Source organism: Actinomadura geliboluensis (assembly GCF_043197915.1).
Taxonomy (GTDB): domain Bacteria; phylum Actinomycetota; class Actinomycetes; order Streptosporangiales; family Streptosporangiaceae; genus Spirillospora; species Spirillospora geliboluensis.
Window position 1 is genome coordinate 678,276 of the sequence record NZ_JBICUA010000003.1, and the last position, 24,114, is coordinate 702,389.

A 24,114-nucleotide genomic window follows, 5' to 3' on the forward strand; every position below is an offset into this window, starting at 1 on the left:
ATGGAACTGCCGAAGGCGCTGCTGGAACCGCCGTGGGCGGCGCGCAAGTCCGCCGCGACCCCGCCGGGCGACGAGCCGGTGCTCGTCGCGGGCCTCGAACCGCCGGGCGGCCGCGCGATCCGCTGGGCGCCGGGCGAACGCGAGGAATGGGCGGCGAGGGAGCCCTACGGGTCCTGGCGGGACGGCGAATGGGAGGAGGCCGCCGAGAAGTTCCGGGACGGCCGGATGGGCTACGAGCCCACCCGGGCCGGGTTCCTCGCGGCGGCGCCCGAGCATCTGGCCCGCCCGCTGCTGGCCGGCTGGCAGCCGGAGGTGACGTGGGACTTCGCCCACTCGCTCCGGCCGATCGTCGCGCGCTTCGAGACCGACGCCTGGGACGTGTCGTTCCGGCTCGCCAAGCAGAACCCGTACGGGACGGGCCCGGTGCTGGAGCCGTTCCTGTCCGCCGACGTGGCCCGCCTGGTGGCGGACTGGCTGTACCGGCTCAAGTCGGTGCAGCACCTCGCCGCCGACTGGTTCGCCCGGCACGGCCTGGACGCCGTCCCCTACCTGGTGCCGGACGCGCTCGGCAAGCGCGTCGGCCCGCGCCGCAACGCGGTAAAAGCGCTGCGGACCATCAAGGGCGACGTCGCCGAGGCCGCCCGCGTCCACGGCGACGAGGCCGCCGAGGCGGTCGCCGCGCTCCTGGCCGCCGCACCGCCCGCCGCCGCGCCCGCCCAGCCCCCGTACAAGCCGCCGCCGCTTCCCGCCTGGCTCGACCTGGGCGCGCTGCCCGCCCCGGCGCTGAAGGGCGGTGGGGAACTGCCGCCCGAGGCGCTCCGCACGCTCCTGCTCGCGATGACCGTGCCGGACGGCCGGGGCATCGACGTCGCCCCGGTCGTGGACGGCGCCGCCGAGGTGTGCGAGCCGGAGGCGCTCACCGCGTTCTCGTGGGCGCTGTTCGAGGCGTGGGAGGCGGCCCGCTTCCCCGGCCGCAGCGGGTTCGTGCTGTCCCTGCTCGGACGGTTCGGCGACGACGAGACCGTGCGCCGCCTCACCCCGCTCATCAAGAAGTGGCCGGGCCAGCCCGGCGGGCACGGCCGGGCCGTGCACGGGCTCGGCGTCCTCGTCGAGATCGGCGGCGACGCCGCGCTCACGCAGCTCGACGGCATCGCGCAGAAGGTGAAGTACAAGGGGCTGAAGGAGGAGGCGCGGCGCCGGCTGGCGTTCGCGGCGAAGCAGCGCGGCCTGACCGGCGACCAGCTCGCCGACCGCCTCGTCCCGAGCTTCGGCCTGGACGGCGGCGGCCTCACCCTCGACTACGGGCTGCGCCGGTTCACCGTCGGGTTCGACGAGCAGCTCAAGCCCGTCATCGCGGACGAGAACGGCAAGGCCCGCAAGTCGCTGCCCAAGCCGGGCGCCAAGGACGACCCCGACCTGGCGCCCGCCGCCTACAAGCGGTTCGCGGAGCTGAAGAAGGAGCTGCGCGCCGTGGCGTCCGTCCAGGTCGCCCGGCTGGAGACGGCCATGGTCATGGGCCGGGAGTGGACGGCCGCCGAGTTCGGCGAGTACGTCGTCGGCCACCCGCTGATGAGGCATCTCGCGCGGCGCCTCGTCTGGCTCAGCGGCGACCGGGCCTTCCGCGTCGCCGAGGACCTGACGTTCGCCGACCTGAACGACGACGCGGTGGAACTGCCGGAGTCGGCGGCGGTCCAGATCGCGCATCCGCTGGAGCTGGGCGACACCCTGGACGCGTGGGCGGAGGTGTTCGGCGACTACGAGATCCTGCAGCCGTTCCCGCAGCTCGGACGGCCCGTCCACACCCTCGCCGAGGGGGAGGGCGCGGACGGCCGGCTCGCCCGGTTCGAGGGCCTGACCGTCCCGACCGGCAGGCTCCTCGGCCTCACCCGGACCGCGTGGAGCCGGGGCGCGCCGCAGGACAACGGCATCGAGCGCTGGATGTCCTGGACGCTCGCCCCGAACGCGGCCGTGGTGCTCGACCTGAGGCCCGGCATCGCCGTCGGCTACACCGACCTGAACCCCGAGCAGACGATCGAGCACGTCTGGATCGGGAAGTGGGCGGGCGACTACGCGCCGTCCCGCGTCATCGAGAACGGCTTCGCGGACCTCGACCCGGTCTTCGTCTCCGAACTCCTCGCCGACCTCACGTCCCTGACGGCCTAGGCGAAGCGGCTGACTAGGCGAAGCGGCTGCTCGGCACCGGGCCGGGGGAGCGCACCGCGTCCCTCGGCCCGGCCAGCCAGTGGCCGCGGACGGCGCCGGCCAGCCGGGCGAGCACCGCGTCGGGGTCCGGCGGCGCGCCGTCCTCGTCGACCGCCTCCGGGGCCGCCTGGACGATCTCGGCGGCCAGCTCCTCCACGGGGCGCTCGTCCGGCGGCACGGTCTCGGGCTCACCGCCCGGCGTCATGCGCAGCCGCTCGCCCCACGGCGACTTCACGACCTGGTGCAGGAACCCGGTGACGTCGGCGCTCACCACCGGCGGGTCGGTCCAGCAGGACGCGTGCTCGAACAGCACCTGCCCCTCGGCCCGCTCCCGCAGCCCCTCGACCTCGGTCTCGTTCAGGTCGTAGGCGACGACGAGCGCATCGGGGCGGCCGGGCGCGAACGGCTCGGCGGGCAGCCCGAACAGCCGCGCCGCCGCCAGCCCCAGGATCGTGCTCGACCGGTCGGGGAGCAGCCCGACCGACGCCGGCCGCCGGCCCGCCGCGTCCAGGACCAGCCGCAGCCGGTCGAGGCTCCGCCGGCACATCCCGAAACCGTCGGACATGTAGGCGAACCGGCCCGTCATGCCGTCCTCGAACCCGTACGGCGAGATCGTGGCGAGGAGGCTCCCGGTGAGCGCGAAATGCCAGCCGCGCAGGTCCCGTGCGTCCAGCGGGGCGACGGCCCGCACCGCCGCCGCCCGCGCGATCATCCGGGCGAGCCGGTCGCGGGCGGGCAGCCACTGCTCGTCCTCGGGCGCGGGCAGCCGCCCCGCCTCCCGCCCGGCCCGGTCGACGTCCCCGGAGAACAGCGCGTTGTAGGCGAGCAGGTACCGCGCGGGCCACGGATCGAGCGAATCCACCCGGGGCTCCAGCACGGCGACCGCCTCGGCGTGCCGGTTCTCCCGCTCCAGCGCGGCAGCGAGCTCCATGACCAGCACGGGCTCGCCGGGCAGCAGCTCCACCGCGCGCCGCAGCGGGGGGATCGCGAGGAAGGGAATTCCGCGCTCGATGCACGCGTAACCGAAGTCGTAGAGCTGCTGCGGCCCCTGCTCGCGGGCCATCGCCCGCGCGGCGTCCCGCAGGTCGTCGAATCCGGACAGCTCGGCCGCGCCCTCCATGAGCCGCGCGATCTCGCGCAGTTCCATGCCGTCGGCGTTGAACCGCAGGTGCCGGATCAGTCCGGCGATGTCGCCGCTTTCCAGAAGTGCACGCGCGTCGCTCATGGCGGGCCACGTTACAGCGGCCCGCCTGGTTCATTCACACCGTTTTCTCCAGCGCCTGGAGAACGTCCGCCACGAGATCCTCGGTGTTCTCGACGCCGACCGAGAAACGGACGAACCCCGGCTCCACGGCGTCGCCGCCCCAGCGCCCGCGCCGTTCCGCGGAACTGTGTACGCTGCCGAAACTGGTGGCCTGCATGACCAGCCGCAACGACCCCAGGAACCGTTCGGCCGCGGCCTCGCCGGGCAGCGTGAACGACACCACGCACCCGAACCGGCGCATCTGCCGGGCCGCGACCTCGTGCGACGGATCGTCCGGCAGCCCCGGATACCGGAGCCCGGCGACCCGCCCCCGCAGCGCCTCCGCCAGCGCCATCGCGTTGGCGGCCTGCCGCTCCAGCCGCAGCTCCAGCGTGGCGAGCGACCGGTGCGCCAGCCACGCCTCCATCGGCCCGGGAATGGCGCCCACCGTCTTCCGCCACAGCCGGACGCCCTCGGCCAATTCCGGATTCCGCGTCGCGACATGCCCGAGCAGCAGATCACCGTGCCCGCTCAACGCCTTGGTGTCACTGGCGACGGAGAAATCGGCGCCCAGCTCCAAAGGCCGCTGGCCCAGCGGCGTGGCCAGGGTATTGTCCACCGCCACCAGCGCGCCCGCCGCGTGCGCGGCCTCGGCGATCCGCGCGATATCGCACACGTCCAACCGCGGATTGGACGGCGTCTCCAGCCATACCAGCCGCGCTCCGTCCAGCAGTGCGATCTGCGCGTCCCCGCCGGTGGGCGCCATTCGCACGACCGCCCCGTACGACTCCAGCCGCTCTTTCAACTCGCGCGTCGCCATGTAGCAGTCATTGGGCAGGACGACGACATCGCCCGCGCGCGCCTGCGACAGCAGCACGGCCGCCACGGCGGCCATTCCCGATGAGAACGACACGACCTCGGCGCCGCCTTCGAGTTCGCCGATCGCCCGTTCCAGCAGCGTCCACGTCGGATTGGAGTCGCGCCCGTACGTGTAGGGCCCGCCCGTCTCCCCGGCCAGGTGGTAATGCGCCGCGAACACCGGCCCCGGCAGCCCCGGCGCGAAGTTCTCCGCCTCCGGCCGCCCGGCCCCCACCGCCAGCGTCCCGTCCCCGATCGTCACCCGCGCCTCCTCAAGCCCTCGGCCCATCGTCCGTGCACGGACCGTGAACCACGGTACGCCGGTCCGTTTCCACCACTGGGCTGCGGCCCCGCCCCTGGCGGCGGAGGAAGGGTGGACGGAGTGAACCCTGCCGGCGGTCAGTCGCGGAGGCGGGTGAGCGTCTGCGGGGTCAGGTGCTCGGCGAGCTGCTCCAGGAGGGCGCCGACCTGGGCGATCCGCTCGGAGTCGGTGGTGCCCAGGGCTTTGGCCAGCGCGGCGTCGATGGAGGTCGCGCGGACCTGCTCCACCCGGTCGGAGACGCCGGGCGCGGGCCGGATGAGGAGCCGGCGGCGGTCCCGGGCGTCGGGTTCGGCGACCACGGCGCCGGCCTCGCGGAGGCGGGCCACCGCGGCCGACACCGCGCTCTGCGGGAGGCCGGTGCGGGCGGCGATCTCGCCGATCGCGCCGCCGGGGTGCGCGCGCACGTCGCTGACCACGATCAGCACGGTCCGGACGCCGGTCGGCTGGTCGCCCAGCCCCTCGGTGGGCAGCGCCTCCTCGCCGATCTTCATCAGCGTGCGGCCCAGCAGGAACAGCTCGACTCCGTTCACCCCGCCAAGATACATCAGGAAAGATGTATCAGACTTGATGTATCAAGTTTGATGCTTTACGATGATCCACGACGGCGGCGCCCGGAGCCGCCGGTGAGAAGGGAACCCGAGATGACCGCTGTGAGCACCGCGAGGGCAGGCCATCTGCCCGTCCAGGACGCGACCCTCTACTACGAGGTGCGCGGCACCGGCCCGGTGCTGCTGATCTCCCAGAGCGGCGAAGGCGACGCCGGACGCAGCACCGATCTGGTCGACCGGCTCACCGCCGACTACACCGTCATCACCTACGACCGGCGCGGCCTATCGCGCAGTACTCCGGACGACCCCGGCCGGGGAGTGACGCTGGCCGAGCACGCCGACGACGTGCACCACCTGCTCGCGGCGCTCACCGACGAGCCCGCGGCGATGCTCGGCTGCAGCCTGGGCGCCGTCATCGGCCTGCACCTGGCCGTCCGCCACCCCGGCCAGGTCGGCACGCTCATCGCGCACGAGCCGGTCGCGCCGCGCCTGCTGCCCGCCGCCGAACGCGCGCACCACGAAGCGGAACTGGCCTGCATCCAGCGGCTCTACCGCCGAGACGGCCTGGGCCCCGCGCTGAGGACGATCGCCGAGGTGCTGGGCATCGACCCCGCCGCCCCGGGCGCCGAACCCGGCCTGACTCCCCAGCCCATGACCCCGCGGCGCATCGCCAACTTCGGGTTCTTCATCGAGCACGACTTCACCGCCGTCGTCGACGACTCCCTCCCGGTCGCGGAGCTGGCGGGCACCCCGACGCGCATCATCCCCGCCGCGGGCCGCACCACCCCGCGCACCGTCTTCGACTACCGCTGCGCCGAGGAACTGGCCGCCCTGCTCGGCACCGGGATCGCCGAACTCCCCGGCGGCCACAACGGCAACACCACCCACCCGCGCGCCTACGCCGCCCGGCTCCGCGACATCCTGCGGAACGCCTGACCTGGACGGACGGCCGCGCGGGGCCGGGGACGGCTCCCCGTGGGACGCCCCTAGGCGTCGCGGAGGGAGTCGGCGATGCTCCGCGCGATCTCGGACTCCTCGATGCGGCCGAGGGCTTCGAGGGCGACCGACTTGTTGTAGTGGTCGTTCCAGGAGTCGGGGCCGTTGTCGATGGCGTAGTCGATGACGGGCAGGGCCTCCTCGCAGCGGTCCAGCTTGACCAGCGCCGCGCCCTTGACGCTGTGCGCGCTCGCGAGGTCGTACTGGCCGGCGCCCACGGCGGTTCCGGAGGTGAGCAGGGCGATGGCCTGGTCGATGACGGCGAGGGCCTCCGCGTCGCGGCCGGCGTCCATGAGCAGGACCGCCCGGTTGACCTGCGGCGCGGGGTAGCGGGGCTCGACGGCGACGGTCTCCTCGTACGCGGCGAGCGCCTCGGCGTCGCGTTCCAGGAGGGAGAGGGCGCGGGCCTTCTCGAAGCGGGACGGCACGTCGGACGGGTTGAGCCGGATCGCCTCCTCGAACGCGGCGAGCGCCTCGGCCGGACGCCCTGAGTCGGTGAGGGCGATGCCGCGCCAGTGGTGCGCGGTCGCGTACGCGGGGCGGAGGCGGATGGCCTCGTCAAGGTCGCGCAATGCGTCCTCGAACCGGCCGGACCCGATCGCGCTGACCGCCCGGTCGTGGTGCTCGACCTCGGCGGGGCGGGGGCGGCCGCTGAGCTGCTCCAGCCTGCGGCCCGGGACGAGCTTCCCGCCGCAGTGTGCGCAGCGGGGCGCGCGGAAGACCGAGCCCGGGGCGTGGCAGCGGTCGCAGAAGTTCTTGCCGCAGTCGCCGCAGATCATGAACTCGATGGCGAAGCCCTCGGGGTCGTTGCGGGCGACCGGGTTGCCGCCCGGCACCTTCGACACCGAGATGAGGCGCGTGCAGGCCCAGCCGGAGCAGGCGAGGATCATGGGGGTGCCCTTCCGTCATCGAACGTGTGGTCCGTCGTCGAACGTGTGGTCCCAGTCGAGTTCCCAGGCCCGCAGCACATGGTCCCGGTCGCGGGACACCGCGAGGTGGGCGTCGGCGGTGAGGCCGACCCAGGTGACCGCGGCCGTGTGGGCCTTGAGGGTGTGCAGGCAGCGTCCGGACGGGACGTCCCAGACGCGCAGGTTCCCGTCGGGCCCGCCGGAGACCGCGAACCGGTCGTCGGTGCTCCGCGCCAGGCAGGTGACCGGCGCCGGCAGGCGGTGCAGGAGGCGTTCGGCGCGCAGGTCCCAGACGCGCAGCGCGCTGTCAGGGCCGACGGTGGCGGCGAGGGAGCCGGAGGCGTCCACGTGGATGGACGTGAGTTCCTCCGCCGGGCCCCGGATGTAGCCGGTGCCTTCGCCGGTCGTCCCGTCCGAGATCCAGAGGGTGCCCACCGTGTGCCCGCACGTCACGACCGTGCGGCCGTCGCCGCTCATCGCGGCCGGCGACTGGCCCGGCAGGACGCGCGACCGCCGCCCTTGGAGCTGCCAGTGCGTCACCACGCGGCGCATGTCCCACGCCAGGAGGGTCTCGGCGTCGGGGCCGAAGTGCAGGGAGAGGACGACTCCGCTGTGGCCCTTGAGGACGTGCCTGCGCCTGCCCTTGGCGAGATCCCAGACGCGGACGGTGCCGTCTTCGTCGCCGGACGCGGCGAGCCGCCCGTCCGGGCTCACCGCCAGCGACCTGACGTCTGCCTTGTGGCCGCTGAGGACGCGCACGCACTCGCCGGACGCCACCTCCCACACGCGGACCTTCCCGTCGCTCGCCCCGGTCAGCAGCCGGTGGCCGTCAGGGGTGAAGGCGACGCACGCGACGGACATGCCGCTCACCTGGAGCGTGTGCAGGTGCTCCCCGGACGCGGTGTCCACGAGCCACACGATCGGCCAGCCGCCGAACGTCACCGCGAGGACGCCGCCGGCGCTCAGTGCGCTCGCGCTCACCGACCTGCGTTCGGTTCCGGGCAGTTCGGGCCCTTGCCAGGCGCCCAGCAGGTCCGTCCGGCGGCCGTGCCGCCCGGCCTCGCGCCACAGGCGGAGCAGGTCGCGGCTCCGCTCGTGGCCGGGGACGTTCCGGGCGGCGCGCAGTTCCGCCCCGGCCCGCGCCCAGTCCCCGGCGTCCGCGTGCCTGCGGGCGCGGGAGAGCGCGAGGCCCGCCGTGTCGGCCTCGCGGGCCAGTTCCGCCGCCGTGCGCGGGCGCGCGTGGCTCCAGGGAGCGCGCGGCCCGGGATCTGCCAGGTGCCACGCGTGGACGGCCGGAGCGCCCGGTGCGGTGAGCGCGTACCGGCCGTCGTCGCTCAGCGCCACGCTTCCGCCGAGGGCGCCTCGGCCCGGCAGGGTGCGGACGCCGCGTTCTTCGCCGAGGTCCCACAGATGCAGGCCGTCCGGGCCGGTCGACAGGGCCCGCGCGCCGTCGCCGCTCACGGCGAACCGGGTGTCGGGGTTCACACGCTGCTCCAGGGCGCGCAGCGGACGGCCCGCCACGGTGTCCCAGACGCGCAGTTCCGTCTCGGTCGCGGCGAGCGCGGCGCGTCCTCCCGCGCTGAGCGCGACCCGGGCCCGGGGGAGCGACGTCGTCCGGACGAGCATGCCCTTGGCCGCGTCCCACACTCGCAGGCGCATGGTGGTGGGCTCCCACCTGACGACATGCCCGTCACCGGTCATCGCGACCGCTCCGCCGAGCGCGCGCGGGAGGTCCTGTTCCTGCTGCAGGGTGCGGACGCAGTGGCCGTCGCCGGTGTCCCAGAGCCGGACGGCCCCGCCTTCGGTGGCCGTCACCAGGAGCGAGCCGTCCGCGGCGAACGCGAGCGAGTCGACCCGCCCGGCATGGTCTTCGAGGCGGTGCAGCAGGAGCCCGGACCGGACGTCCCAGACGAGCACGGCGCCGTCCGCGCCACCGGAGGCCGCGAACCGGCCGCAGGGGCTCAGCGCGACCGCGCTCACCCCGCCCGCGAGCCCGGCGGAATGCGCGGCCAGCACGTGGACGCAGCGTCCGGCCGCCAGGTCCCAGATCCGCACGGTGCCGCCCTCCGCGCCGGGCGGGGGCGGGTTCGAGGCGTCCCGGCCGCCGCTCACCGCGAGCCCGGCGCCGGCGGCGAGCGCGACCGCGCTGACCGGGTTGGCGTGGCCCTCCAGGACGGCGGGCGGCGGCGCGGCGGGCAGCCGCCGGGCGCTCGCCAGCGCCGCGGCCGGTTCGGGGGCGTCCGGCGCCCGCCGGGCGGCGGCCTCCAGCAGCGCCACCGCCTCGGCCGCGGCGCCGCGCTCCAGATGGACGAGGCCGAGCAGGTGATCGCCGATCCAGTCGTCCTCGTGCGTCGCGCGGACCTGCTCCAACTCGCCGATAAGCTGCGCGTCCGTCATCCGCCCGGTGCGCCACAGGCGCAGACCCCGGTTGAAGACGGCGTGCGGATGGTGCGGGTCGGCCTGGACCGCCCGCTCCCACAGCGCCTCCGCCTCGTCCGGGTGGCCGAGGTCGAGCATGGACAGCGCCTGGTTCGACAGCCCGTCCGCGAGCAGCGTCGCGGGCGCGGGCCGCTCCCGGGGGTAGGGGGTGCCGGTGACCTGCGCGTACACGGTGGCGAGCGCCTCGGCCAGCTCGTCCATCCGGTCCGGGCGCGACGACGGGTCCGGCCGGAAGCACGCGCGCAGCAGGTCCGCGAGGCCGGGCGGCAGGACGCCGGCCGCCCGCACGGCGAACTCCTCGAACGCCCGGCCGCCGTCCGCGCCGGACCACACCGGCGGGCCGCCGGTGAACATCGCCAGCACGCTGAGCGCCCACGACCACACGTCCGTCGCGCGGGTCAGCGGCGCCCGGTCGCCCTCCGCCGCCCGCGCCTGCTCGGGGGAGCAGTACGCCGGGGTCAGGCCCGCGAAGCTGACCAGGGGGTCGGCGTCGGGGCGCGGGACGCCGTCCTCGCCCGCCCGGACCCGCGCCTTCGCCAGCCCGAAGTCGGTGACCTTGACCGTCCCGTCCGGGGTGAGCATCACGTTCGCGGGCTTCACGTCCTGGTGGACGAGCCCGTTGCGGTGCGCGTGGTCCAGCCCCCAGGCGAACTGGATCGCGACGTCGACGAACCGGCCCGTGGTGCGGCGGGGGTCCGGGTCGCGCAGCCGCCCGTCCTTGATCGCGTCGGCGAGGCTGCCGCCGCCGACCCACTCGGCGAACACGCCCGGCAGCGGGCCGAGCCGGCGCACGTAGGCGCAGTTCACGATGTGCGGGTGCAGGCCGAGCCCGACCCACGTCTCGGCCTCGTCCTCGAAGCCCCGCAGCGCGTCCTCCGAGCCGACCAGCTCGGGACGGGGCACCTTCATCGCGAGCTCGGCGTCCCAGCCGCGGTGCCGCACCCGGTAGACCAGGCCCATGCCGCCGGTGGCGACCACGTCGCGCACCTCGTAGAGATCGAGCACGACATCGCCGGGCCGCCAGGTCGCCTCGGTCATGGGGGAATCCTACGGATCTGTCGGCCCGCTCCTCTACCGTTGGGCGCCATGGAAGATCAGCCCCCCGGCGAGGACGTCCTGACCATCCCCGACGTGTGGCGGCGGGCCCTGCACGCCCGCCGCGGCGGCGCCCCCGGTCCGAAGATCAAGGTCGACCCGGCGGCACCCGGCGCGGTGCGGAGTCTTGTCGAGAAGACCGGCGGGGCAGTCGAGGCGCTGCTCGAAGGAGGGGCCGGGGAGGCGGCGCTCGCCGAGGCGGCGCGGCGGCACCTGGACGGCGAGGAGGACCCGGCCGGCGCCGGCGCCATCGCCGCCGTCACCGTCACGGGAGTCGGCGGGCAGGTCCGGAAGGAGGAGGTGCACCGGGCGTTCACCGACGCCTGGATCACCGAGCACGGGCTCGCCTTCGCGGCATGCGCGCTGGTCGAGCTGATCCGGACGAGGGCGGTCCGCGAGGGTGACGGGCCGTGGCGCGGTTCACGAGTCGGTGCCGTCCGGCGAGAGGGGGATGCCGACCTCGGGACCATGCTGACGGACGATCTGCGGCGCGTCCGGGGGCTGCTGGCCGCCGCCGACGACGATGAGCACGCGCGTGCGGTCGACCGGCTGGCCGCGTACCGCTCGACGCGGGCGGTGCGGTGGATCGTCTCGTACATGGTTCCCGACCGGCAGGACTGGGTGGAGGAGTGCTGCGCCGATCCCGGCGACCTCGGGCCGTGGAGCGGGTCGTCGCAGCGGCTCGCGCTGCTGACCTTCGGCAGGGCCTCGCAACTCGCGACGACGCCCGGGTTCTACTGGGGAGACCCGAGCCGTGCCCTGCTGGCCACGATGCTGGACGGGATCGGCCCGGACGTGCTTCCGTTCCTCCTCCAGGAGGCCGCCACCGCAAACCTCGATTCCGCCGATCGCAGGCGCATCTTCGAGGCGATCGCCGTCCTGCCGACCGACGAGGCGTTCCAGGCGCTGCTCGACCGGCTCGACCGCAAGCACGCGCGCGTGGCGGTCATCGAAGCCGCCCGGCGGTTCCCGGTGCGGGCGCTGCGCCTGCTGGCGCGGGCGGGCGCCGACGACCTGCTCGCGGGCCACGCCGCGGCCCACGCCGAGCTGGTCGCCGCCGTGCTGCCCGGCCTTCCGGACGACGTCGCCGCGGCCGTCGAGCGCGTCACCGCCGCGTCGGCGCGCGTCCCCGACGCCGCGCCGGACGAGCTGCCCGCCGTGCTCGCCGCCCCGCCGTGGCGCGCCCCCCGGCGGCCCGTCCTGACCGGCCTGACGCCGCCCGCGCCGCGGCTCGCCTGGCGCGACGGCGAACGGCGGGAATGGCTGGAGACGGACCTGGAGCGGCACGTCGGGAGGCCCGACGACCCCGACTGGGAGGCCATAGCCGAGGGCTACGAGGCGGGCGACCACAAGATCGCACCGCTGCAGCTGATGTGCTACGGCCCCGAGGACGTGGTCCGCCCGCTGCTTCCCGGCTACGAAGGGCTGATCCGCCGGTTCGCCCACGTGTGGATGCGGCCGCTCGCGGCCCGCTACGAACTGGACGCGCTGCCCGCCGCGCTCCGCACGGCCCGGCCGAACCCGGAGACCTGCGCCGACCCGCTGATGCCGTACCTGGACGCGGACGTCGCGCTGCTGATGGCGGAGGGCCTGGTCAAGCGCGGCAACCGGCTGCCGCCCGCCCGCCGGTGGTTCGACCGGCACGGGCTCGCCGCCGTCCCGCTGCTCGTCCCGGCGGCGCTCGCCGCGAAGGCCAAGGACTGGCGCGGCGCCGAGACCGCCCTGCGCCACATCCTCGCCGCGCACGGCCTGCCCGCCGTCGTGGACGCCGCCCGCGCGGCCCACGGCGACGAGGCGGCGGACGCGGTCGAGGAGCTGCTGTCCCTGGCCCCGACCGAGACCGGCCTCGCCCAGCCGGTGAAGACCGGCACCTGGGTGGACCCGGCGCCGCTCCCGCAGGTCCTGCTGCGCGGACGCGACCGCGCCCTGCCCCTGGACGCCGTCCGCGCCCTCATCGAACTGCTCACCCTGGACGCCCCGCACGGGATGGACCAGTTGGCGGCGGCGTGCGAGCCGGGCTCGGTGGCCGAGTTCGGGTGGGCGCTGTTCCAGCAGTGGCTCGACGCGGGCAAGCCGTCCAGGGACGGGTGGGCGCTGCGGCAGCTCGGCCGCACCGGCGACGACGGGACCGTCCGGCGGCTGACCCCGGTCATCCGCGCGTGGCCGGGCGAGGGCGGGCACAAGAACGCCGTCACCGGCCTCGGCGTCCTCGGCGAGATCGGGACGGACGTCGCGCTGATGCACCTGCACGGCATCGCGCAGAAGGTGAAGTTCAAGGGCCTGCAGGTGGAGGCGCAGGCGCGGATCCGGCAGGTCGCCGACCGGCTCGGCCTCACCACCGAGGAGCTCGGCGACCGGCTCGTCCCCGGCTTCGGGCTCGACGCCGACGGCGGCATGGTCCTCGACTACGGGCCGCGCCGCTTCACCGTCGGGTTCGACGAGCAGCTCAAGCCGTTCGTCACCGACGAGGACGGCAAGCGCCGCAAGGCCCTCCCGAAACCCGGCGCCAAGGACGACCCCGAGCTCGCGCCCGCCGCCTACAAGGCGTTCACCGACCTCAAGAAGGACGTGCGGACCGCCGCCGCCGACCAGATCCGCCGCCTGGAGCGGGCGATGGTGACGCAGCGTCGCTGGGCCCCGGACGACTTCAGTGCGTTCATCGTCCGGCACCCGCTCGTCCGGCACATCGCCCGCCGCCTGCTGTGGGTCGCCTACGGCGCTGAATCCGGCGGGGAAGGGGACGCCGCCGCAGCGACCGCGTTCCGCGTCGCCGAGGACGGCACGTTCGCCGACGCCGAAGACGACGCGTTCGACCTCCCCGCGTCGGCGCAGGTGGGGCTCATGCATCCGGCGCGCCCCGGCACGGACATCGAGGCGTGGGCCGAGGTGTTCGCCGACTACGAGATCCTGCAGCCGTTCCCGCAGCTCGGACGGCCCGTGCACGTCCTGACCGAGGCCGAGCGGGAGAGCGGCCGGCTGGAGCGGTTCGAGGGCCTGAAGGTCCCGTTCGGGAAGGTCCTCGGCCTCGTCAAGCTCGGCTGGGAGCGCGGCGAGCCGCAGGACGCGGGCGGCGAGCGGTGGATCTCCCGCCGCGTCGCCGGCGACCGGTACGTGGTGATCGACCTCGATCCCGGCATCTCGGTCGGCGCCGTGGACGCCACCGGCGACCACCAGATCATCGACTACGTATGGTTCGCGACGCGGCCCGGCGACTTCTGGCCCAGCAAGGGGACCCCTCTCACCTTCGGCGAGCTGGACGCCGTCACCGCGTCCGAGATCCTCGCCGACCTGACCACTCTCGCGGAGGCCGCGCAAGCATGAGCGACGACAAGACCGACTACCAGCGGCCCCCGGCCGAGGTCCGGTTCGCCGGGGAGCTCGACCGGCTCCGGGAGGACGACACCGGCCCCCGCCCGCCCGGCTGGGCGCTGAGCCTGACGGCGGCGCGGCGGTTCATCACCGGGGACGAGGCGCTCGGCATCGGCCGCAAGTTCGTCGGCGACACCGCCCTCATCGACCGCGCGCTCGTCACCCTCGCGACGAGCCGCGGGCTGATGCTGGTCGGGGAGCCCGGCACGGCGAAGTCGCTGCTGTCGGAGCTGATCGCGGCGGCCGTCAGCGGGACGTCCACGCTGACGATCCAGGGCGGCGCGGCCACCACCGAGGACCAGATCAAGTACTCGTGGAACTACGCGCTGCTCGTCGCGGAGGGGCCGTCCACGCGGTCGCTGGTGCCGGCGCCGCTGCTCACCGGCATGGCCGAGGGCAAGGTCGTCCGGTTCGAGGAGATCACCCGCTGCCCGCTGGAGGTGCAGGACGCGCTGCTGTCCCCGCTGTCGGACCGCGTCCTCGCCATCCCCGAACTGACCGGTGCGGACGCGATGGTGTTCGCGCGGGACGGCTTCAACGTCATCGCGACCGCCAACACCCGCGACCGGGGCGTCAACGAGATGAGCGCGGCGCTCAAGCGGCGGTTCAACTTCGAGACCGTGTTCCCGATCGCCGACTTCGGCACCGAGCTGGACCTGGTCGAGCAGGAGGCGCGGCGGCTGCTGGAGCACAGCGGCGTCGAGGCGCCGCCGCGCCGCGACGTCCTGGAGGTCCTCGTCACCGCGTTCCGGGAGCTGCGCGGCGCCGCCACCGAGGACGGCCGGGCCATGGACCGGCTGTCGGCGGTGATGAGCACCGCCGAGGCCGTGTCGGTCGCGCACCAGATCGGCGTGCGGGGCTGGTTCCTGCGCGGCGAGCCCGGCACCGCCGCCGACATCGTCGAGTGCCTCGCCGGCACCGCCGCCAAGGACAGCCCCGACGACCTCACCCGGCTGCGCCGCTACCTGGAGCAGCAGGCGGCCCGGCGCGACGGCGCGCAGTGGAAGGCGCTGCACGCCGCCCGGCACCTGCTGCCCGGCTGATGGCCGCCACGTTCCTCGGGGTCCGGCACCACAGCCCGGCGTGCGCGCGGCTCGTCCGGGACGCGATCCGGCGGCTGCGGCCCGCGTACGTGCTGGTCGAGGGGCCCGCCGACTTCGGCCCGCGGATGGACGAGCTGCTGCTCGGCCACACCCCGCCCGTCGCGGTCTTCAGCTACTACCGGGACGCCGAGCGGGTGCACGCCTCCTGGTCGCCGTTCTGCGGGTACTCGCCGGAATGGGTCGCGCTCCACGAGGGCCGCGCCGCCGGCGCCGAGCTGCGGTTCATCGACCTGCCCGCGTGGCATCCCGCGTTCGCCGAGCGCAGCAACCGGTACGCCGACGCCGAGCGCCGCTACGCCGAGGTCACCGAGCGGCTCTGCCGCGAGTTCGCCGTCGACAACACCGACATCCTCTGGGACCACCTCTTCGAGATCGATCCCGAGGGCGTCGGGGAGCGGCTCGACGCGTACTTCGCGCTGCTGCGCGGCGAGGCGGAGGCCGGGCCGGACGACACGGCCCGCGAGGCGTACATGGCGGCATGGGTGCGGGCGGCCGTGGCCGACGCCGGCGACCGTCCCGTCGTCGTGGTCACCGGCGGGTTCCACAAGCCCGCCCTCGAAGCGCTCACCGCGGCCGGCTCCACCGGGTGGCCGGACGTGCCGGAGCCGCCCGAGGGCGCGATCGGCGGCGGCTTCCTCGTCCCGTACTCGTTCAAGCGCCTGGACGCCTTCACCGGCTACCAGTCGGGCATGCCGTCGCCCGAGTACTACCAGCGGCTCTGGGAGGACGGCCCCGGCGCGGCGGCGGGCGCGCTCATCGAGCGCGTCGCGACGCGGCTGCGCGGGCGCGGGCAGGTCGTGTCGACCGCCGACCTGATCGCCGCCCGCACCCTCACCGACGGCCTCACCCGGCTGCGCGGCCACCGCGCCCCCGCCCGCACCGACCTGCTGGACGGCCTGGTGTCCGCGCTGGTGAACGACGACCTCGACCAGCGGCTGCCGTGGACGTCGCGGGGCCCGCTCTCGCCCGGCGCCCACCCGGCCGTGGTGGAGATGGTCGCCGCGCTGAGCGGGGACCGCACCGGGCGGCTGCACCCCGGGACGCCCGCGCCGCCGCTCGTCCACGACGCCGAGGCCGAACTGGAGCGCCTCGGCCTCGACCGGGACGGGCAGGTCGTCCTGAAGCTGGCGTCGCCGCGCGGGCTGGAGCGCAGCCGCGCCCTGCACCGCCTGCGGGTGCTGGGCGTCCCCGGCGCGCGTCGCGAGTCGGGTCCCGAGACGGGCGCCGACCCGGTGCTGGAGGAGCGGTGGGAGCTGACCGCCGCCGACCCCGCCGGGCACCGCCGCTCCGCGCTGATCGAGGCCGGCGCCTACGGGCCGACGCTCGCCGACGCGGCGGGCGCCGTCCTGGACGAGCGCGTGCACGCCGCCGGCGCCGACATGGAGCGGCTCGCCGCCGCGCTGTTCGACGCGGCGCTGTGCGGCTGCGCCGACCGCTCCGACCGGATCGCCGAGGCGATCGCGGCCGGGATCGCCGGCTCGTCCGATCTCGCCGGGCTCGGCGCCGCGCTCGGCACGGTCCTCGGGCTGTGGCGGCACGACCGGGTCCTCGGCACGGCCCGGAGCCCGCTGTTCGGGACGGTCGTCGAGGAGTGCGCCGCCCGGATCCTGTGGCTCGCCGAGGGGATCCGCGGCGGGCCCGCGCCCGCCGACCTCGACCGGCTGCGCGCCGTCGCCGCGGTCCGCGACGCGCTGCTGCACGCCGCCGGGACGCTCGGCCTGGACCGCGACGCCGCGCTCGGCGTCGCCCGCCGCGTCGCCGCCGGGCCCGACGTCCCGCCCGATCTGCGCGGCGCCGCGTTCGGGCTCGGCCGGGCGCTCGGCGACACCGCCGACCCGGCCCGCGCCGTGCGCGGCGCCGCCGGCCCCGACGTGCTCGGCGACTGGCTCGCCGGGCTGTTCGCCCTGGCCCGGCAGGAGGTGCTCGACCCGGACGGGACCGTCCTCGGCGTCCTCGACGAACTGCTCGGCGACCTCACCGACGGCGACTTCCAGGTGGCGCTGCCCGCCCTGCGGCAGGCGTTCGGGTTCTTCCCGCCGCGCGAGCGCGAGGCGATCGCCGAGGGCCTGCTGGAGCGGCGCGGCCTCAACGCTCCGGCCCGCACCCTGCTGCGCGCACCGGACGACCCGCTCCTCATCGCCGAGGCCCGCGCCCTCGAAGAGCGCGTGGACCGTGCCTTGGCGGCCGCCGGACTTCTTGAAGGAGAATCGTGATCCCGCCCGATCTGGAACGCTGGCGGCTCGTCCTCGGCGCCCCCGCCGAGGGATGCACGGGGGCGCTGTCCGGCGCGGCCGCCGAACGGGACGCCGCCCTCGACTGGCTCTACGGCCGCGACCCCGACCTCGGCCGGCGGGGCGTGCGGCGCGGGGGCGGCGGCGGGACGGGCAGGCCGGGCGGCGACCGCGCCGGCGGCGACGGGCCCTCCCAGCTCACCACCGTCGACTGGCTGGACGCCGTGCACCGGCTGTTCCCCAAGGAGACGATCGAGCGGCTCGAACGCGACGCCGTCGAGCGGTACGAGATCCACGAGATCGTCACGAACCCCGAGGTGCTGGAGCGCATCGAGCCGGACGCGACGCTGCTGCGCGCCGTCCTGCGCACCAAGCACCTGATGAACGCCGAGGTGCTGGCGCTGGCCCGGCGGATCGTGGAGGCCGTCGTCCGGCAGCTGATGGAGCGGCTCGCCACCGAGGTCCGGCAGGCGTTCCACGGCACCCGGTCGCGGCGCCCGAGCCGCATCAAGAACTCCCGCAACTTCGACTTCCACGGGACGATCCGCGCGAACCTGGCGCACTACCGGCCGGACGAGCGCCGCCTCTACATCGAGAACCCGCGGTTCGTGTCCCGGACGCGGCGGCACGTCGAGCAGTGGCAGCTGATCCTGCTCGTCGACCAGTCCGGGTCGATGGCCGGGTCCGTCGTGCACTCCGCCGTCACCGCCGCGTGCCTGTGGGGGCTGCCCGGCCTGAAGACGCACCTGGTCGCGTTCGACACCTCCGTGGTCGACCTCACCGCCGACGTCACCGACCCGGTCGAGCTGCTGATGAAGGTGCAGCTCGGCGGCGGCACCGACATCGCGCGGGCCGTCGGGTACGGCGCCGGGCTGGTGGAGAACCCGCGCCGCGCGATCGTCGCGCTCGTCACCGACTTCTACGAGGGCGGCGACCCGCACCGGCTCGTCCGGGAGGTCCGCGGGCTCGTCCGGCAGGGGACGCACGTGCTCGGGCTCGCCGCGCTCGACGAGGACGCGAACCCCGACTACGACCGCGCGATGGCGGGCCGGCTCGCCGCCGAGGGCGCGCACGTCGGCGCCATGACGCCCGGCCGGCTCGCCGAGTTCGTCGCCGAGCGGATCGGCCGGTGACCCGCCCCGTGCTCCGCGCCGACCTGCTCGCGCTCACCCCCGACGCGCTCGCCGCCCTCGCCAACCGGGGGCTCGTCAAGCGCGCCGCGAAGGACCTGGACGCCGGGAACGGCCCCGAGATCGCCGTGTCCCCGGACGGCGGCGTCGACGGCGCCTTCCCGGACGGCACCAAGACGTCCCTGCCCGCCGGTGCCGGGCTGGAGGCCGCGACCTGCTCGTGCGCCGCCACCGGGACGTGCCGCCACCGGATCTGCCTGGTCCTCGCCTACCAGCGGACCGCGGACGCCGGGCCGGGTGCCGAACCCGCCGGCGCCGAGCCCGAGCGGGCGGACGCGTCCTGGTCGCCCGGGACGTTCGACGACGACGCGCTCGCCCGCGTCCTCGGGCAGCGCGCCCTCACCGCGGCCCGCCGCGCCTTCCGCGCCGGGTACTCGGCGAGGCTCCGCCGCCCCACCGCGCAGGACCCGGTGGCCCATGCCGAGCTGCCGTCCTGCACCGTCCGGTTCCTCGTGCCGGGCGAGCTCGGCTACGTCGACACCGACGCCGTCGCGGCGGTGCGCGGCGAGGTCACCGTGCTCGCCGCCTGGGCGTTCCGCGCCGCCGACGAGCGCGGCCTCACCGGCGCCGAGGTCCGTCTCGACGTGGGCGGCGCGCCGGGCGCGGCGCGCGGCGACGGCGGCGCCGCGCTCGACGCCGCCCTCGACCTCGCCGGCCAGCTCCTGCTGGAAGGCGCCGCGAACGCGGGCCCGGTGCCGGCCGCCGCACTCGGCCGCACCGCCGCCGACCTGGCGGCACGCGGCATGCATTGGCCCGCCGCCGCGCTGGAGGACCTGGCCGCCCAGCTCACCGCCCACCACGAGCGTCGGGCCGACCACGACCCCGCGCGGGTCGCGGAACTGCTCGCCGAGGTCCACGCCCGGCACCGCGCCGCCACCGGACCGGACCGCACCCAGGCGCTCGGCACCGACGAGCGCGCCGAGACCCCGCTGCGCCGCGTCCGGCTCGTCGGGCTCGGCTGCCGCGTCGCGGGGACCGGCGCGCACCGCACCGCCGACATCTACCTCGCGCACGCCGGAACCGGCGTGGCGCTCGTCCTGAAACGCCGCTGGGACGTCCCGGACGGCGAGCGCCTCACCGGCGCCGACCTCGCCGGGCGCCGCATCCTCGGGGTGCCGCTGCGCTCGCTCGCCGCCTCGAACGTCGTGTCGGAGAGCGCGTCCCGCAGCGCCGGCCGGGTCGTCCGCGTCACCGCCGGCCGGATCGCGAAGACCACGGTCACGCCGCTCGGCGACGCCTGGGAGAGCCTGCCCGCCGCGCTGCTCGTCCGCGACCTCGCGGCCGAGGCCCGCGCGCTGGACGCGCTGCCGCCCCGCCTCGTCCGCCCCCGCGTCGCGGCGGAACTGGTCCGCGCCGTCGCGGTCGCCGAGGTCCGCGACATCGGCTACCACCCCGGCGCGCAGCGCCTGGAGGCCGTGGTCGCGGACGCGGCCGGGACCGCCGCCGTCGTGTCCGCCGACTACAGCCCGCACCGCCCCGCCGCGCTCGACGCGCTCGCCGCCGCGCTGGAGGGCGGCCCCCGGCTGGTGACCGGCGCCGTCCGCAGGGACCGCGGCGGCATCGTCATCGACCCGTTCGCCGTCATGACCGCGGACGGCGCCGTCGTCCCCGACCTGATGCCCGGCGACGGCACCGCGGCGCTCGACGCGCCGGCCGCCGCCGCCCGCGACCCGCTGACGCACGCCTTGGCGGAGGCCCTCGACGCCTCCGCCGAGGCCGCGCACCGCGGGCTCCTGCACACCACGCCCGGCCTGCGGGAGCGAATCGCCCGCACCGGGCGGGAGCTGGACCGCGCCGGGCTCCGCGCCGCCGCCGCGTCCGTCGCGGACCTCGCCGCGGCGCTCACCGCCGACGACCCGCACCGCACCGTCCGCGCGTGGGCCGCCGCCCACGTCCGCCTGCTGACGACCGCCGAACTCCGCTGATCGCCCCGCCACCGCGTGTATCGATGCGGGGACGCTGGGTAATGCGCGGTGGGGGGCGATCATGCAGGGTTTTTCGCGGGCGCGGGTGCACGAGGGCCCGCTCGACGAGGTCACGCCCGAAGGGCTGCGCAGGATCTGGAGATGGGCGGTCCTGATCGCCGTCGGGGGCTTCCTGTTCGGCTTCGACACCGGCGTGATCTCCGGGGCGCTGCTGTTCATCCGGACCGACTTCTCCCTGAACTCCTTCGAGCAGGGCAGCGTCGTCAGCATCCTCGTGCTCGGCGCCATGATCGGCGCGCTGCTCTCCGGCCGCCTCGCCGACCGGATCGGCCGGCGCCGGGCGCTCGGCGCCGAAGGGCTCGTCTTCCTCGCCGGAACGGCGGTCGCCGCCCTGTCGACCGGGCTGCCGATGCTGCTCGGCGGCCGGCTGATCCTCGGGCTGGCCGTCGGCGCGGCCTCCGCGACCGTCCCGGTCTACCTCTCCGAGATCGCGCCGCCCGCGATCCGGGGCAGCCTGCTGACCCTGAACCAGCTGCTCATCACGGTCGGCATCCTCGTCGCCTACATGGTCAACGTCGCGTTCGCCGGCCCCGGCGACTGGCGCGCGATGATCGCCTGCGGCGCCGTGCCCGCCCTGGTGATGGTCGCCGCGGCGCTCTGGTGGCTCCCGGAGTCCCCGGCGTGGCTGCTCGCCGCCGGCGGCCGCCACGGCCGGGCGCGGGCCCGTCGGCTGATCGCCTCGGTCACCGACGAGGACACCGCCGACCGGCTCATCGAACGGCGCCTCGCGGCGGCGCGGCAGCAGGCCCGCGACGGCGGCGGGCGCCCGGGGTGGCGCACCCTGCTGTCGGCCCGGGTCCGTCCCGCGCTGACCGTCGGCGTCGTGCTCGCCGCCGTCCAGCAGTTCGGCGGGATCAACACGATCATCTACTACGCCCCGACGATCATCGAGCGGACCGGGCTCAGCGCCGCCAACTCGATCTACTACTCCATCGCCATCGGCGTCATCAACCTGCTGATGACGGTGGTGGCGATCCGGCTCATCGAGCGGGCCGGCCGCCGGGCCCTGCTGCTGTTCTCGCTCGGGGCGATGACGGTCACGATGGTGCTGCTCGGGCTGGCGTTCGTGGCCGGCTGGCCGTCCGGGCCGTCGCTGGTGTTCATGGTCCTCTACATCGCCGGGTTCGCCGTCGGGATGGGACCCGTCTTCTGGGCGATCATCGGCGAGATCTTCCCCGGGCCCGCCCGCGCGACCGGCTCCGGCGCGTCCACCTCGGTGAACTGGGCCTCGAACTTCGTGGTGAGCCTGGTGTTCCTGCCCGTCGCCAAGGCGCTCGGCGAGGGCGAGACGTTCTGGATCTTCGCGGCGATCTCGCTGGCGGGGCTGCTGTTCACGGCGCGGTTCGTCCCGGAGACGCGGGGGCGCGAGTTCGCCGAGGTGGACGCCGACCTGCTGCGCCGCTTCGGCCGCCGGCGGGACGGCGCCGTCCCTGGATGAGGCCGGGCCGGGCGCGGCTGCGGGCGGGCTGCGCGGGCGCCTGGCGGCGGGTGCGGTCCGGGGCGTGGCCGATCGCGCAGCAGACCGCCGCCGCCACCCTCGCCTGGGTCATCGCGAAACTGTTCGGCCCGCACGGCGACCCGTTCTTCGCGCCGATCGCCGCGGTCGTCGCGCTGAACACCGCGCGCGGCCGGCGCGGGGTGAACGCCGTGCAGCTGCTGGCCGGCGTGGTGATGGGCATCGGCTTCGGCGAGCTGACCGTGCTCGCGCTCGGCGGCGGCTACGGCACCCTGGCCCTCGCCGTGTTCGGCTCGATGGTGCTGGCCCGCGCGGTCACCGAGTCCGGGCTGGTGGTCGCGCAGTCCGCCGCGTCCGCGATCCTCACCGTCACCGCCGCGGGCGGGCAGGCGGGCCCGTTCCGGATCGTGGACGCGCTGATCGGCGCGGGTGTCGCGCTCGTGTTCAGCCAGCTGCTGTTCACCCCGGAGCCCCTCGCGCTGCTGCGGCGCGCCGAGAGCGCCGCCCTGGAGGGCATGGCCGACGGGCTCGACCGGGCCGTCCGGGCGCTGCGCGAGGACGACGACCCGCTGCGCGAGGAGGCGCTGTCCCGGCTGCGGGAGCAGCGCGACCGGCTCGCCGACCTCGCCCGCATGGCCGAGGCCAGCACGTCCGTGCCGCGGTACTCGCTGGTGTGGCGGACGCGGCGCTCGGCGACGGTGCGGGAGAGCGCGGCCGCCGCCCGGCTCGACCTGCTCGGCGGGAGCGCCGTCCTGGTGGCGCGCACCGCGCTCACGGCCGGCCCGGAGCAGCGCCGCGCGCTCGTCCCGGCCGTCGCGGACCTCGCCGCGATCCTGCGCGACCTGGCCGCCGACCCCGGCGGCCACGCCGTCCGCCGCCGCGCCGCCGACGGGGCGGTCGCGCTGGCGGCGCGGGCCGGCGACCCGGACCTGGAGAGCGTCGCCTCGGGCCGGGACGCGGCCGCCGCGCTGCGCATGGCGGCCGTGGACGTGCTGGTGTTCGCCGGCGTGGACGCGGCCGAGGCGCGGGCGGCGGTGCGGGGCGGCGCCGTCCGGTACGACGTGCCCGCGCCGCCGGGCGCGGTCCGGCTGCCGCGCCTCCTGCGGCGGCTCGTCCCGCGGCGGCCCCGCCGGGACGGGCGCGACCGGGTCAGGCGCGGCAGGTGAGGGGGCGGCCGCCGTTGTAGGTGATCATGTCGCCGAGGGCGGCGGCCAGGTCGATCTCGCCGCCCGGTTCGAGGCCGTCCAGCTCGGCGTAGGCGCGGTGCAGGTTGCCGACGAGCCGCTCGGCGTCGGTCAGCTCCGCGAACGGGCCGAGGTCGGCCTCCCGCGCGGCCTCCAGCGGCGACAGCCCGGCCGGCTTCGCCGCGGCGGCCGTCGCCTGCACGAACCGCGCGTAGGCGACGACGCGGTCGATCAGCTCGGGGCCGCCGACCGGGCCGTGCCCGGGGACGATCGTCTCCGCGCCGAGCGGGGCGACGACCTCCTCCAGCACCCGGATCGCGCCCGCGACCGACCCCTGCATCAGGAACGGGGTGCCGCCGTTGAACAGCAGGTCGCCGCAGAACAGGACGCGGCGGTCCGGGATCCAGACGATGGAGTCGTTGGTGGTGTGCGCGGGCGTCCCCACGTGCCGGACCTCGCAGCGCAGGTCGTCCACCCACAGCGTCACGCCGTCGGTGTAGGTGAGGAACGGCGGCTCGATCTCGACGTCGCCCCAGTCGACCTTCGTCCAGAACGGCTCGTCGAACGGCTTGCCCCAGGCGAGCGCGCCCTCCCGCGTCCGCTCGTGGCCGACGAGGGTCGCGCCTGCGAACAGGTAGTTGCCGAACGTGTGGTCGCCGTGGTGGTGGGTGTTGACCAGCGTCCGGACGGGCCGGTCCGACACCGACCGGATCGCCTCCAGGTAGGCGCGGGTGCGGCGCTCGGTCGAGCACGAGTCGACGCTGACGACCCCGCGCGCCCCGGCGAGGAAGCCGGTGTTGTTGATCCACCAGGTGCCGTCGGGCTGGACGTAGGCGAAGATCCCGTCCGAGACCTCCTGCAGGCGGGGGCTTCCGGGGCCGTCGAGGCCGGGCGCGTCGCTCATGTCGGCGCAGTCTAACCGGGCGCCGGCCTGGGCGACGCGCCCGCCGGTCGTTACGCGGGCGGCCCCGTCGGTACTCGGGCG

General features: G+C 75.8%; 15 protein-coding genes. 9 read left to right on the top strand and 6 right to left on the bottom strand.

What is annotated here, in order from left to right:
* Window positions 1–2,163 (top strand): DUF4132 domain-containing protein, encoded by a 2,163-nt coding sequence (locus ACGFI1_RS13360; protein WP_392785296.1) that lies wholly within the window; start codon window positions 1–3, stop codon window positions 2,161–2,163.
* Window positions 2,164–2,176: 13 nt separating this feature from the next.
* On the opposite strand, the gene ACGFI1_RS13365 is transcribed toward ACGFI1_RS13360, so the two are convergent.
* The 3 genes from ACGFI1_RS13365 to ACGFI1_RS13375 all read right to left on the bottom strand — a co-directional run bounded on the left by ACGFI1_RS13365 (window position 2,177) and on the right by ACGFI1_RS13375 (window position 5,155).
* The gene (locus ACGFI1_RS13365) at window positions 2,177–3,427 is read right to left on the bottom strand and encodes a tetratricopeptide repeat protein (RefSeq protein ID WP_392785298.1); all 1,251 of its coding nucleotides are present in this window, start codon (window positions 3,425–3,427) and stop codon (window positions 2,177–2,179) included.
* A gap of 34 nt (window positions 3,428–3,461) precedes the next feature.
* The gene (locus ACGFI1_RS13370) at window positions 3,462–4,565 is read right to left on the bottom strand and encodes a cystathionine gamma-lyase (RefSeq protein ID WP_392785300.1); all 1,104 of its coding nucleotides are present in this window, start codon (window positions 4,563–4,565) and stop codon (window positions 3,462–3,464) included.
* 137 nt (window positions 4,566–4,702) lie between these two features.
* Complete coding sequence (locus ACGFI1_RS13375; RefSeq protein ID WP_392785302.1) at window positions 4,703–5,155, bottom strand: MarR family winged helix-turn-helix transcriptional regulator; 453 nt, start codon at window positions 5,153–5,155, stop codon at window positions 4,703–4,705.
* A 111-nt stretch (window positions 5,156–5,266) separates the two neighbouring features.
* On the opposite strand from ACGFI1_RS13375, the gene ACGFI1_RS13380 reads away from it, so the two are divergent.
* Window positions 5,267–6,109: an alpha/beta fold hydrolase gene (locus tag ACGFI1_RS13380; RefSeq protein ID WP_392785304.1), complete on the top strand. Its 843-nt coding sequence runs from the start codon at window positions 5,267–5,269 to the stop codon at window positions 6,107–6,109.
* Between the two features lie 50 nt (window positions 6,110–6,159).
* On the opposite strand, the gene ACGFI1_RS13385 is transcribed toward ACGFI1_RS13380, so the two are convergent.
* Entirely contained in the window at window positions 6,160–7,059 is a 900-nt protein-coding gene (locus ACGFI1_RS13385; RefSeq protein WP_138641524.1) for a tetratricopeptide repeat protein, read from the bottom strand.
* Between the two features lie 15 nt (window positions 7,060–7,074).
* A complete protein-coding gene (locus tag ACGFI1_RS13390; RefSeq protein ID WP_392785306.1) occupies window positions 7,075–10,554 on the bottom strand; it encodes a protein kinase domain-containing protein in 3,480 nt (1,159 codons plus the stop codon).
* A gap of 48 nt (window positions 10,555–10,602) precedes the next feature.
* Here ACGFI1_RS13390 and ACGFI1_RS13395 point away from each other — a divergent pair, with 48 nt between their 5' ends.
* The 7 genes from ACGFI1_RS13395 to ACGFI1_RS13425 all read left to right on the top strand — a co-directional run bounded on the left by ACGFI1_RS13395 (window position 10,603) and on the right by ACGFI1_RS13425 (window position 23,111).
* Window positions 10,603–13,932, top strand: a complete 3,330-nt coding sequence (locus ACGFI1_RS13395; RefSeq protein WP_392785308.1) for a DUF4132 domain-containing protein — start codon at window positions 10,603–10,605, stop codon at window positions 13,930–13,932.
* Window positions 13,929–15,023, top strand: a complete 1,095-nt coding sequence (locus ACGFI1_RS13400) for an ATP-binding protein (protein WP_138638422.1) — start codon at window positions 13,929–13,931, stop codon at window positions 15,021–15,023. Before ACGFI1_RS13395 ends, ACGFI1_RS13400 begins: the two co-directional genes overlap by 4 nt.
* The gene (locus ACGFI1_RS13405; protein WP_392785310.1) at window positions 15,023–17,296 is read left to right on the top strand and encodes a DUF5682 family protein; all 2,274 of its coding nucleotides are present in this window, start codon (window positions 15,023–15,025) and stop codon (window positions 17,294–17,296) included. Before ACGFI1_RS13400 ends, ACGFI1_RS13405 begins: the two co-directional genes overlap by 1 nt.
* Window positions 17,293–18,447: a VWA domain-containing protein gene (locus ACGFI1_RS13410; protein WP_392785312.1), complete on the top strand. Its 1,155-nt coding sequence runs from the start codon at window positions 17,293–17,295 to the stop codon at window positions 18,445–18,447. The genes ACGFI1_RS13405 and ACGFI1_RS13410 overlap by 4 nt, the downstream gene beginning before the upstream one ends.
* A complete protein-coding gene (locus ACGFI1_RS13415) occupies window positions 18,444–20,429 on the top strand; it encodes a hypothetical protein (RefSeq protein ID WP_392785317.1) in 1,986 nt (661 codons plus the stop codon). The genes ACGFI1_RS13410 and ACGFI1_RS13415 overlap by 4 nt, the downstream gene beginning before the upstream one ends.
* Before the next feature lie 61 nt (window positions 20,430–20,490).
* The gene (locus tag ACGFI1_RS13420; protein WP_392785319.1) at window positions 20,491–21,927 is read left to right on the top strand and encodes a sugar porter family MFS transporter; all 1,437 of its coding nucleotides are present in this window, start codon (window positions 20,491–20,493) and stop codon (window positions 21,925–21,927) included.
* Complete coding sequence (locus tag ACGFI1_RS13425) at window positions 21,924–23,111, top strand: FUSC family protein (RefSeq protein WP_392785321.1); 1,188 nt, start codon at window positions 21,924–21,926, stop codon at window positions 23,109–23,111. The genes ACGFI1_RS13420 and ACGFI1_RS13425 overlap by 4 nt, the downstream gene beginning before the upstream one ends.
* Here the strand turns inward: ACGFI1_RS13425 and ACGFI1_RS13430 are convergent.
* Window positions 23,095–24,033 (bottom strand): MBL fold metallo-hydrolase, encoded by a 939-nt coding sequence (locus ACGFI1_RS13430; RefSeq protein ID WP_392785323.1) that lies wholly within the window; start codon window positions 24,031–24,033, stop codon window positions 23,095–23,097. The genes ACGFI1_RS13425 and ACGFI1_RS13430 overlap by 17 nt on opposite strands.
* Between the last annotated feature and the right edge of the window lie 81 nt (window positions 24,034–24,114).